The organism is Bacteroides sp. GM023 (assembly GCF_014750685.1).
GTDB lineage: Bacteria > Bacteroidota > Bacteroidia > Bacteroidales > Bacteroidaceae > Bacteroides.
The window spans coordinates 568,742-580,682 of sequence record NZ_JAAXGE010000005.1 but is presented as its reverse complement, the minus strand read 5'-3'; the positions used below and the strand labels follow the sequence as shown (position 1 = coordinate 580,682).

Genomic DNA, 11,941 nt, shown 5'->3' with positions numbered 1-11,941 from the left:
GTTTAGTTAAGTCTAGTTTAGTTTTTGTGTTGATAGCTCCCTCGTCGGCGGACGAACTAGGGAGCTATTTTTATATATTAAAAGAATAATATTGCACAAAACATACATATTTTACATAACTTTGCAGCGACAAAATATCACACAAATGGAATATGCGGTAGAAGAATTGAAAAGTGCATTAATCGAGAAATGCGAAAGTGAAGGAATCTTATATGCAATGGTAGCAGTAAACCGGCGTACGAAAGAAATTATTCTTCCGGATACTTTACAAGGAGCCTTGCAACATCCCGAATACTTTGTATGTACTTGCAGAAAAGTGAAAGAGAGCTATATAGTAGAGGAGATTACGAAAGTGTAACTCTCCTCTAGTCTTTTTATTCTTTATTTTATTCGCCAAGTTCTCCCAGTAAATCATAGGAAGGAACGAAGAATAGTGTTCCCGTCACTGCGGTACTAAAGTCCAGCAAACGGTCGGTGTTGCCTACCGGATTGCCGATAAACATACTTTCCAGCATTTGGCGAGTTGTACTGAAGGTACTTGCATAGCCGATGAAGTATGTACCATATTCACCTTTAGAGGTATTGGCAAACGGCATGTTGGCACGCACAATCTTCAAATCATCACCAATATTGGTAACGGCATTGTGCGCATTCTGCGGTTTCTCTTCGTCAGAGAGCTCAACATCGTTGAACTTACGACGGCCAATCACTTTCTCCTGTTCTTCCACAGGCAATGAGTTCCAGGCAACCATGTCATGGATGTATTTCTGTACAAAGACATAGCTTCCGCCTGCGAAATCGGCATCTTCCTCGCCTATTACAGCAAAGTGATAAGGATTTTCGTCTACGGCAGGATTTTCCGTCCCGTCCACGAAACCGATAATTGCTTTGCCGTCCATGTATCTGAAACCGTGAGTTTCATCGACAGACTCTACCACGCCTTTAAGCTTCTCATCAATAATGGAAGCAAATTCAAAGCATAGCCCCATCTGCTTGGCACGAATATGGAATAACAAGTCGCCCGGGGTGGAAACAGCGGTGTACTTCTCTCCTTTTATTTCCTGAAAGGTAGCCAGTTCCTTCGGCTTGCCTTGTTCTGGGAAAAGACGGCTCCATGCGTCGGCGCCAAATCCCATCGTGCAACTGAATTGCAGATCGGGGAAACGATTGCGCATACTGCGAATCATTGCCGAGAAGTTGGCACACACATCTTTCACCTTGTCAGGCATATCGGGAGACTCCTTCAATTTGTAGACTATAAATATAACGCTCTCTCCCTGTTTTCCTGCTACATCCTGCGGGATATTACCATGAAATGGATTTTGATTAGAATTCATATCTTTCTGTTTTATCTTTTAGCTGCGCTAACGAATCGTTTGATTTTAGTTCACATCCTTTTTACTCTGATCGCCAAGATACAAAGCTGCCCCTTTATCCATAAACAGTTCTACATTCTGTGCATGATGGGCAATGTAGGCTGCCGGTCCCGTATCTCCCGAATTGCAGATTTCCTCTACTACGTCCGCTTTACCTTTCCCCGTTATCAGGAAAATGACATGGCGGGCATTCAGAATGGGGTAACCTGTCATTGCAATACGCTTCTGTCCGTTGCGGGGATGGGTGCTGACTACATAAATAGAACTGGAGGTCAACAAACTTTCTTGTCCGGGAAAAATAGAGGAAGTATGTCCGTCATCTCCCGCACCCAACAAGATTATATCAAATTCCGGCCAGCCTTGTTTGAGCGGTACCTGCTGCCTGACTAATTCAGAATAACGAAGAGCTTCCTTCACCGGCTTTGCTTCGCCGCGAATACGAAAGACATTCTCATATGGAATGGGAGTCAATCCTAAAAGAAGATTGCGCATCATCCCATAGTTACTGTCCGAATCATCGGGCGGCACACAACGTTCGTCCACCCAATAGATATGCATACGATTCCAAGGGGTGATGTCCATATACTCGTTCGCCCATAAATCAAACATCAGAGCAGGGGTGGTTCCACCGCTCACCGCAATATTGAACACCTTACTCGGTTCTTCTTTCATAATTTCCACCAAGCGGAGTATCAACTCACGGGACGTCTCTATGGACGAGGGAAAAACTTCTAATTTCATAATTCACAATATTGATCTGTGTTCGTCAAATTCTTACAAGGATTAGTCCAGTCAGCTCCATGCTCGTGCATCATAGCTTCACTTTCCAATGGTCCCCACGTGCCTGCGGGATAACCGTAAAGAGGTGCGTCGGGATTCTCTTTCCAATAACGGAGTACCGGATCGAAGAAATTCCAGGAGGCTTCCACTGCATCGCTTCGAGTAAATAAGGTCGGATCGCCCTGGATACAGTCGTCTATCAGACGTGCATAAGCATCACCGCTAGGCACACCACCCAATTGGGCATAACTGAAATCCATCGTCACCTGGCGTACTTCAAAACCTGCGCCGGGAACTTTCATTCCGATCTTGAGCACTATTCCTTCGTTTGGCTGCAAACGAAGAATCAATTTATTCGCCCGTGGACAGTTGCCACTGGCACAATGAAACATCTGATGAGGTGTTTCGCGGAAATGAACGACGATTTCCGTCACCTTTGTCGGCATCTGCTTGCCTGTGCGGATATAGAACGGGACACCGCTCCAGCGCCAGTTGCTGATACCTAGTTTCATGGCAATATAAGTTTCCGTGCGCGAATCGGGAGATACGCCTTTTTCTTCACGATACCCTTTCTTATTGCCGGAAGATGTATATTGTCCGCGAACGATATGTTCGTTCAAGTCGACTTCATTCAACGGAGTCAGAGATTCGTAGACTTTCACGACTTCGTTACGGAAGTTGTCTGCATTGAAGACAGCAGGCGGTTCCATAGCCGTGAGTGCCACAAGCTGGATAAGATGATTCTGCACCATATCACGCAGAGCACCAGCCGTTTCGTAGAATCCACCGCGTTGTTCGATACCGAGATTTTCAACTGCTGTGATTTCTACATAGTCGATATAATTCCTGTTCCAAAGAGGTTCGAAGATACCGTTGGCAAAACGGAAAGCGAGTACGTTTTGGGCAGTCTCTTTACCGAGAAAGTGGTCGATGCGGTAAATCTGTTGTTCGTTGAAAACAGAAGCATAGATTTTATTCAGTTCGCGTGCCGATTCGAGGTCGTAACCGAAGGGCTTCTCTACGATGATACGTGAATGGGGAGTATTCAGTCCGGCTGCTTTCAGATGCAAGGGGACTACGCCGTAAAGTGACGGCGGAGTGGCCAGGTAGAACAGCAGGTTGTCAGGGTCTACCTCGTTCGTCAACTTCACCAAACGCTGGCGGAGTGCCGGGTAACCTTCTTCTTTTGCCGGGTCCATCGGCAAGTAATACAAATGGGAAATAAAGGCATCCATCAGCGCCGCATCCTGTTCTTCGGACTTTACGAACGTCTGAAGTTCACCTAATATATAGGAACGGTAGTCCTCGTCAGAGTAGATTGTACGTCCGATACCCAATATACTATAATCTCCGGTCAACCGTTTTTCACGGAAGAGAGAGTAAAGGGCCGGCATTAACTTACGCTTGGTAAGGTCGCCGGACGCACCGAAAATTATCATTGCAAATTTATCCATTGTCGTTTTTTTATTTCTTACTTATAAAACAATCTTATTACTTCACCATATCCTGTTAAACGTTGTATGTGCCCGACTTCGTATCGCCACCGTGTCCTGTCCAGTTTTCATGGAAGAACTGTCCGCGCAGTTCGTCCTTACGTTCGAAAGTGTGCGCGCCGAAGTAGTCACGCTGTGCCTGCACAAGGTTGGCGGGCAAATCGGCAGAAGTGAGCGAATAGAAATAATTCAAGGCAGAAGAGAAAGCAGGAACAGGAAGTTCTTCTTTCATAGCTTCGGCTACAAGGCTCTTCCAACCGGGGAGCAACGTTTTCATTTCTTCTTTGAAATAAGGAGCCAACAACAAGTGTTTAGGCTTGTCGGTGGCTTCGAAGGCAGCCGCAATGTCATTCAGGAATATACTGCGTATGATGCATCCGCCACGCCACATACGGGCAATGGAAGCCAGGTCGAGATGCCAGTCGAAAGCGTCGGAAGCACGTTGCAACACGGCGAATCCCTGGGCATAAGAAACGAGTTTGGAAGCATAAAGGGCAGAGAAAATATCCTTTACAAGTTCTACCTTATTATATATAGGTTGTGTATGTTGGCATTGGAATTGTTTGGAAGCCAGGCGGCGCAAATCTTTCTGTGCGGAGAGACTGCGTTCGAACACTGCCGTAGCAATCAGTCCTAGCGGCATGCCCAGTTCCATGGCATTGATAACCGACCATTTGCCTGTACCTTTCTGTCCGGCAGCATCCAGTATCTTATCAATGAGATAACCACCGGCTTTGTCTTTATGACGTAAGATATTGGCAGTGATTTCGATAAGGTAACTGCGAAGTTTGCCTTCATTCCAGCGGGCAAAAACATCTGCCATTTCTTCATTGTTCAAATCGAGCAGTTTCTTCATCACCCAATAGGCTTCGGCAATCAACTGCATATCGCCATATTCGATACCGTTGTGAATCATCTTCACAAAGTGGCCGGAACCTGCCGGGCCTACCCATTGACAGCAAGGAGTACCATCCGGCGCTTTCGCTGCAATGCTCTGAAGAATCGGTTTCACTTCCGGCCATGCTTTTTCCGAACCGCCGGGCATGATGGAAGCACCGTTCAAAGCGCCTTCTTCACCACCGGACACACCGCTGCCGACGAAAAGGAAACCTTTCGATTCGGCGAGTTTGACACGGCGGTTGGTATCCTCGTAATTGGAGTTACCACCGTCGATAAGAATATCTCCGGGTGAAAGTAACGGGAAAAGCTGATCCATCAGTTCGTCTACCGGACTTCCGGCACGAACCATCATCATAATTTTTCGCGGGGTAGCTATAGAGTCCACAAAAGCTTTTATATCAGTGAATCCTTCGATATTTTTACCTTTTGCACGGCCGTTCATAAAGCGGTCTACTACTCCTTCTTCTACTCCGGGAACGGTGCGGTTGTAAACCGATACATGCCATCCCTTACTCTCCATGTTTAAAGCAAGATTCTCGCCCATCACAGCCAAGCCGATAAGTCCGATATCTGTTTTATTCTGATTTGCCATAACTTGTATATTTTGTAATAATGTTTACCATAGTAACAATTGAAATGAACATTTGTTCGAAATATTTAGATTAAAATATTATTTTTGTGGGCAACAAATAGAAACAAGGATGAAGAAAATCAAAATCGGTTTATTAGCCCGTATTGTTATCGCTATTATTCTAGGTATTGCCATCGGCACCTTTTTCCCGGCTCCGCTAGTACGAATATTCGTCACTTTCAACGGTATTTTCAGTGAGTTCCTTAATTTCTCTATTCCGTTGATTATTCTCGGACTGGTCACCGTGGCTATTGCCGATATTGGCAAAGGCGCAGGAAAGATGCTGCTCATCACTGCTCTGATTGCCTATTTTGCCACTTTGTTTTCGGGTTTCCTGTCCTATTTTACCGGTGTCACGGTATTTCCGTCGCTCATCGAACCGGGTGTCCCTCTCGAAGAAGTGAGCGAGGCACAGGGGATTCTCCCCTACTTCACCGTATCCATTCCTCCGTTGATGAATGTGATGACAGCTTTGATTTTTGCTTTTACTTTGGGGTTGGGACTGGCTTCGCTGAACAGCGATGCTTTGAAGAACGTGGCACGTGATTTTCAAGAGATTATCGTCCGTATGATTAGTGCGGTGATTCTGCCTTTACTCCCGCTTTATATCTTTGGTATTTTTCTGAACATGACACATTCGGGACAAGTGTACTCTATCTTGATGGTATTTATCAAAATCATCGGAGTAATCTTTCTTCTGCACATATTCCTGTTGGTCTTTCAGTATTCCATCGCCGCACTGTTTGTGCGCAAGAATCCGTTTAAATTATTGGGTAAGATGATGCCGGCTTATTTCACGGCATTGGGCACACAATCATCGGCCGCCACGATTCCCGTGACGTTGGAACAGACGAAGAAAAACGGAGTATCGGCAGATATTGCAGGATTCGTGATTCCGCTATGCGCCACGATTCATTTATCGGGCAGCACGCTGAAAATCGTAGCCTGCGCACTGGCGCTGATGATGATGCAGGGAATGCCGTTCGACTTCCCGCTCTTTGCCGGTTTTATCTTTATGCTGGGAATCACGATGGTGGCAGCACCGGGCGTTCCGGGCGGGGCTATCATGGCTGCTTTGGGAATCCTTCAATCCATGCTCGGCTTCGATGAATCGGCACAAGCTTTGATGATTGCACTTTACATTGCGATGGATAGTTTCGGAACAGCCTGCAATGTCACCGGTGACGGAGCTATTGCGCTGATTATCGACAAAATGATGGGAAAGAACTGTGCTGAATAACTGTGCTGAAAAATACATAGAAAGGTTTGCAAGGGTCACAGAAAATGACGACATTTGCACCCATATTTTCAATTATTAAATACATAACGTATGAAAAAAGCCCTAATATCAGGCATCACCGGGCAGGATGGCTCTTATCTTGCTGAGTTTTTATTGCAAAAAGGTTATGAAGTACACGGTATTCTACGCCGTTCTTCTTCGTTCAATACAGGACGTATTGAACATTTGTATTTTGACGAGTGGGTGCGCGACATGAAACAGAAACGTACTATTAATCTGCATTATGGGGATATGACAGATTCTAGTTCGTTAATTCGTATTATTCAACAGGTGCAACCGGATGAAATCTACAATTTGGCGGCTCAAAGTCATGTGAAGGTTTCGTTCGACGTTCCTGAGTACACTGCCGAGGCTGATGCTATCGGTACATTACGTATGCTCGAAGCTGTACGTATCCTGGGACTGGAAAAGAAAACCCGCATCTATCAGGCTTCTACTTCCGAATTGTTCGGTAAGGTGCAGGAAGTTCCACAAAAAGAGACAACTCCGTTCTATCCCCGTTCTCCGTATGGGGTAGCCAAACAATATGGTTTTTGGATTACTAAGAATTATCGTGAAAGTTACGGTATGTTTGCCGTTAATGGTATTCTGTTCAACCATGAGAGCGAACGCCGTGGCGAGACTTTCGTAACACGTAAGATTTCTTTAGCTGCCGCACGTATTGCGCAGGGCGAACAAGACAAACTGTATCTGGGTAATCTGGATTCTCTTCGCGACTGGGGATATGCCAAAGACTATGTGGAATGTATGTGGCTGATTCTACAACATGACGTTCCCGAAGATTTCGTGATTGCTACGGGAGAAATGCACACGGTACGCGAATTTGCGACGTTGGCTTTCAAAGAAGCGGGAATCGAACTTCGTTGGGAAGGTGAAGGCGTGAATGAGAAGGGTATCGACGTAGCTACCGGAAAAACGCTGGTAGAAGTTGACCCTAAATATTTCCGTCCGTCGGAAGTTGAACAATTATTGGGTGACCCGACTAAAGCAAGGACTTTGCTGGGTTGGAATCCGTGCAAGACTTCATTCGAAGAGTTGGTAAGCATCATGGTTCGCCACGATATGGAGAAGGTGAGACGTATGATCGCCACCAAACACTAATAAAATCATCATCTGAATATGGAAAAGAATGCAAAGATATACGTAGCAGGACACCGCGGTCTCGTAGGGTCTGCTATCTGGAAAAATTTGCAGGATAAAGGATATACCAATCTGATAGGTCGCTCTCACAAGGAGCTAGACCTGTTGGATGGCGTAGCTGTGCGCAAGTTCTTTGATGAAGAGCAGCCGGAATATGTATTCCTTGCTGCCGCTTTCGTAGGCGGTATCATGGCAAACAGTATCTACCGTGCCGACTTCATTTACAAGAACCTGCAAATTCAGCAGAATGTGATTGGGGAAAGTTTCCGTCACAATGTTAAGAAACTGCTCTTCCTGGGTAGTACGTGTATTTACCCGCGTGATGCCGAACAGCCCATGAAAGAAGATGTGTTGCTCACTTCTCCGCTTGAATATACCAATGAACCGTATGCCATTTCCAAAATTGCCGGATTAAAGATGTGCGAGAGCTTCAACTTGCAATATGGTACTAACTATATCGCTGTGATGCCGACCAATCTTTACGGTCCGAATGATAATTTCGATTTGGAACGCAGTCATGTATTGCCTGCCATGATTCGCAAGATTCACTTGGCTCACTGTCTGAAAGAAGGTAACTGGGAAGCTGTGCGCAAGGATATGAATCTGCGTCCGGTAGAAGGCGTCAATGGTGACAGCCCGAAGGAAGAAATTCTGGCTATCCTGAAAAAATATGGTATCAGCGATACTGAAGTGACTCTTTGGGGCACAGGTACTCCACTCCGTGAATTCCTTTGGAGTGAAGAAATGGCAGATGCCAGCGTATTCGTCATGGAGCACGTAGATTTCAAAGATACCTATAAGGAAGGTGATAAGGATATTCGCAACTGCCATATCAACATCGGAACCGGTAAGGAAATCACGATCCGTCAGCTTGCTGAACGTATTGTAGAAACCGTAGGCTACCAAGGCAAACTGACTTTCGACAGCAGCAAACCGGATGGAACCATGCGGAAACTGACTGATCCTTCAAAGCTGCACGCTTTGGGATGGCATCATAAAATTGAAATTGAGGAAGGCGTACAGAGAATGTACGAATGGTACTTGAAATAAGATATGAGATATTTTTTTAATATGCTATTGGCAAATCTTTTTTTGCTAATAGCATATTTCTTTTTGCTATAACCATAATTAATTTAGCTATAATGATATTTGTTTTAGCTATAATGATATCCATTTTAGCTATAACCATATTTGTTTTAGCCAATAATCATATTAATTTCAGCCAATAGCCTATTTATTTTAGTCAATAGTGTATGGCAGTTTCGATGCTTCACCCTCTCCATTTCCAAAATTTCTTCACTCTTAATTCTTCATTCTTAATTTAATTACTATATTTGCACAATTTAATACCAAATGTGCAAAAACAATGGAACAGAGTTTTATAGCTTACATTGAAAATAGTATCAAGAACAATTGGGACTTGGATGCCCTGACCGATTATAAGGGTGCCACCCTTCAGTATAAAGACGTAGCTCGCAAGATCGAAAAACTCCATATCATTTTTGAGGAAAGCGGAATCCGCAAGGGAGACAAGATTGCCGTTTGCGGAAGAAACAGTTCGCATTGGGGAGTAACCTTCCTCGCTACACTGACGTATGGAGCAGTTATTGTGCCCATCCTACACGAGTTCAAAGCAGACAATGTGCACAACATCGTCAATCACTCCGAAGCAAAATTGCTGCTTGTAGGAGATATGGTATGGGAGAACCTGAACGAATCGGCAATGCCGCTACTGGAAGGTATCCTGATGATGAACGACTTCACCCTGCTTGTATCACGCAGCGAACGCCTGACTTACGCACGCGAACATCTGAATGAAATGTTCGGTAAGAAATACCCCAAGAACTTCCGCAAAGAACATATTGCCTATCATAAGGACGAACCCGAAGAACTAGCCGTTATCAACTATACTTCGGGAACAACCAGTTATTCAAAAGGAGTGATGCTCCCCTATCGCAGTTTGTGGTCGAACACTAAATTTGCTTTTGAAGTGCTGGAACTGGAAGCCGGAGATAAAATCGTATCCATGCTTCCTATGGCGCATATGTACGGACTGGCATTCGAGTTTCTTTATGAATTCTCCGTTGGCTGCCATATCTACTTCCTTACCCGTATGCCGAGCCCGAAAATCATTTTCCAGGCATTCGAGGAAGTCAAACCAAGCCTGATTGTAGCCGTTCCGCTTATCATCGAGAAAATTATTAAGAAGAGCGTACTTCCGAAACTGGAAACTCCGGCCATGAAGATATTATTGAAAGTTCCTATTATCAACGATAAAATCAAAGCAACGGTACGCGATGAAATGATTAAAGCGTTCGGTGGAAACTTTAAAGAAATTATCGTTGGTGGAGCAGCATTCAACCAGGAAGTGGAACAGTTCCTGAAAATGATTGACTTCCCTTATACAGTAGGATATGGAATGACGGAATGCGGCCCGATTATCTGCTACGAAGACTGGAGAAAATTCAAGCCGGGTTCTTGCGGAAAGGCTGCCCCTCGTATGGATGTGCGGATTCTTTCTTCTGATCCGGAGAATATCGTCGGAGAAATTGTTTGTAAAGGCCCGAACGTGATGTTGGGATACTATAAGAATGAAGAAGCTACGAAGGAGGTTATTGATACAAACGGCTGGTTGCACACAGGCGACTTGGCATTGATGGATGTCGAAGGCAACGTAAGTATCAAGGGACGCAACAAAAACTTGCTTCTCAGCGCAAGCGGACAGAACATCTATCCTGAGGAAATCGAAGATAAGTTGAATAATATGCCGTATGTAGCCGAAAGTATTATCGTTCAGCAGAACGAAAAACTCGTCGGCCTTGTTTATCCTGATTTCGATGACGCTTTCGCTCATGGTCTGAAGAATGAAGACATCGAACGGGTGATGGAAGAAAACCGGACAACATTGAATACTATGTTGCCGGCATATAGTCAGATTTCAAAGATGAAGATTTATCCCGAAGAGTTTGAAAAGACGCCGAAGAAGAGTATCAAGCGGTACTTGTATCAGGAAGCGAAAGGTTAAGGCAACTTAGCCGTAGAAGATATGACTTAAACCGAAGATAAAGAGATAAAGAATGAAGATAAAGAAAACAATAATCACGGCAGCTATCCTTATGGCTGCCGTTTGTTTGCCGGCACAGAACAAGAGTGCGGGTATTAATATTTCCATTTGGAAGGATATTTGCACGCAACCCCATGACAGTACACAGACGACTTATGTAAATATAGGTCTTCTGTCCACCATGAATCGCCTGAATGGTGTGGGAATTAATGCACTGGGAAGTGTAGTTCACGGTGATATGAACGGAGTCCAAATTACAGGACTGGCCAACCTGGCAGGCGGAACAATGCGGGGTGTTCAAATAGCAGGTGTCAGCAATATCAGCGGAGACAATACCATCGGAGTTTCTACTGCCGGATTGGTAAACATAACCGGCGACGGCACACAAGGAGTAACCATTGCCGGACTTACCAGTATCGGTGGCGACAACACCTCGGGATTAATGATAAGTGGTTTTATGAATGTAACGGGAAATATGGCTTCAGGTGTCCACCTTTCCGGTGCAGCTAATATCACGGGACAGAGTTTCAATGGCGTGATGACTTCCGGGCTCTTGAACGTAGTAGGCGAAAATATGAATGGTTTGCAAATAGCCGGTCTTGCCAATATTACAGCCACAAAGCTGAATGGTCTACAAATAGCATTATGCAATTATGCAACAAAAGTCCGTGGGCTTCAGATTGGCCTGGTCAATTATTACAAGGAAGATATGAAAGGACTTCAATTAGGACTGGTCAACGCCAATCCCGACACAAGAGTGCAGATGATGGTATATGGCGGTAACGCTACTCCCGCCAATATAGGAGTGCGTTTCAAGAATCAATTATTCTACACGATTTTGGGAGTTGGTTCCATGTATCAGGGGTTAAACGATAAGTTTTCTATTAGTGCTTCTTACCGTGCCGGTCTGTCTTTTCCTATTTATAAAGGACTTTCAATTAGCGGTGACCTCGGATACCAGCATATCGAAGCCTGTGATAATAAAGATGAAGTAATCCCAAGACGTCTGTATGCATTACAGGTACGTGCCAATTTGGAATATCAGATTACTAAGAAATTCGGTATCTTCGCAACAGGTGGTTACGGACTAACCAGGTTCTATAATAAATCAAGTAATTACGATAAAGGCGCGATTGTAGAAGCAGGTATTGTTCTTTTCTAAACAGTTATAAATTCTGTATATATAGAATATCCTCTTGCTTTACTACAAATATATCGTTCCACAATTGTTTTCTTTCAGTTCCATATCTGTAGAAC

At 44.6% G+C, this 11,941-nt stretch carries 11 protein-coding genes; 6 read left to right on the top strand and 5 right to left on the bottom strand.

Features of this window, described 5'->3' with window-relative positions; genetic code table 11:
- The first annotated feature begins 145 nt into the window (after positions 1-145).
- Positions 146-358, top strand: a complete 213-nt coding sequence (locus tag HC965_RS13235; protein WP_191031891.1) for a hypothetical protein — start codon at positions 146-148, stop codon at positions 356-358.
- Between the two features lie 28 nt (positions 359-386).
- Here HC965_RS13235 and HC965_RS13230 read toward each other — a convergent pair whose 3' ends face one another.
- The 4 genes from HC965_RS13230 to gnd are packed head-to-tail and all read right to left on the bottom strand — an operon-like array spanning position 387 to position 5,141.
- The gene (locus tag HC965_RS13230; RefSeq protein WP_191031890.1) at positions 387-1,337 is read right to left on the bottom strand and encodes a Dyp-type peroxidase; all 951 of its coding nucleotides are present in this window, start codon (positions 1,335-1,337) and stop codon (positions 387-389) included.
- A gap of 45 nt (positions 1,338-1,382) precedes the next feature.
- On the bottom strand, positions 1,383-2,117 hold the full coding sequence (gene pgl, locus HC965_RS13225; RefSeq protein WP_191031889.1) for a 6-phosphogluconolactonase: 735 nt from the start codon (positions 2,115-2,117) through the stop codon (positions 1,383-1,385).
- Entirely contained in the window at positions 2,114-3,610 is a 1,497-nt protein-coding gene (zwf, locus tag HC965_RS13220; RefSeq protein ID WP_191031888.1) for a glucose-6-phosphate dehydrogenase, read from the bottom strand. The genes pgl and zwf overlap by 4 nt, the downstream gene beginning before the upstream one ends.
- 55 nt (positions 3,611-3,665) lie before the next feature.
- Positions 3,666-5,141 (bottom strand): decarboxylating NADP(+)-dependent phosphogluconate dehydrogenase, encoded by a 1,476-nt coding sequence (gnd, locus tag HC965_RS13215; protein ID WP_191031887.1) that lies wholly within the window; start codon positions 5,139-5,141, stop codon positions 3,666-3,668.
- Positions 5,142-5,250: 109 nt separating this feature from the next.
- Between gnd and HC965_RS13210 the strand changes: the two genes are divergently transcribed.
- The 3 genes from HC965_RS13210 to HC965_RS13200 all read left to right on the top strand — a co-directional run bounded on the left by HC965_RS13210 (position 5,251) and on the right by HC965_RS13200 (position 8,670).
- Entirely contained in the window at positions 5,251-6,420 is a 1,170-nt protein-coding gene (locus HC965_RS13210) for a dicarboxylate/amino acid:cation symporter (protein ID WP_191031886.1), read from the top strand.
- 90 nt (positions 6,421-6,510) lie between these two features.
- Positions 6,511-7,581, top strand: a complete 1,071-nt coding sequence (gene gmd / locus HC965_RS13205) for a GDP-mannose 4,6-dehydratase (protein WP_191031885.1) — start codon at positions 6,511-6,513, stop codon at positions 7,579-7,581.
- Between the two features lie 18 nt (positions 7,582-7,599).
- Positions 7,600-8,670, top strand: a complete 1,071-nt coding sequence (locus tag HC965_RS13200) for a GDP-L-fucose synthase (RefSeq protein WP_191031884.1) — start codon at positions 7,600-7,602, stop codon at positions 8,668-8,670.
- 16 nt (positions 8,671-8,686) lie between these two features.
- Here HC965_RS13200 and HC965_RS26775 read toward each other — a convergent pair whose 3' ends face one another.
- Positions 8,687-8,809 (bottom strand): hypothetical protein, encoded by a 123-nt coding sequence (locus HC965_RS26775; RefSeq protein ID WP_255508719.1) that lies wholly within the window; start codon positions 8,807-8,809, stop codon positions 8,687-8,689.
- A gap of 177 nt (positions 8,810-8,986) precedes the next feature.
- On the opposite strand from HC965_RS26775, the gene HC965_RS13195 reads away from it, so the two are divergent.
- Both HC965_RS13195 and HC965_RS13190 read left to right on the top strand, forming a co-directional pair.
- Positions 8,987-10,645, top strand: a complete 1,659-nt coding sequence (locus tag HC965_RS13195; protein WP_191031883.1) for an AMP-binding protein — start codon at positions 8,987-8,989, stop codon at positions 10,643-10,645.
- A gap of 52 nt (positions 10,646-10,697) precedes the next feature.
- On the top strand, positions 10,698-11,846 hold the full coding sequence (locus tag HC965_RS13190; RefSeq protein WP_191031882.1) for an LA_2272 family surface repeat-containing protein: 1,149 nt from the start codon (positions 10,698-10,700) through the stop codon (positions 11,844-11,846).
- Positions 11,847-11,941: the final 95 nt, after the last annotated feature.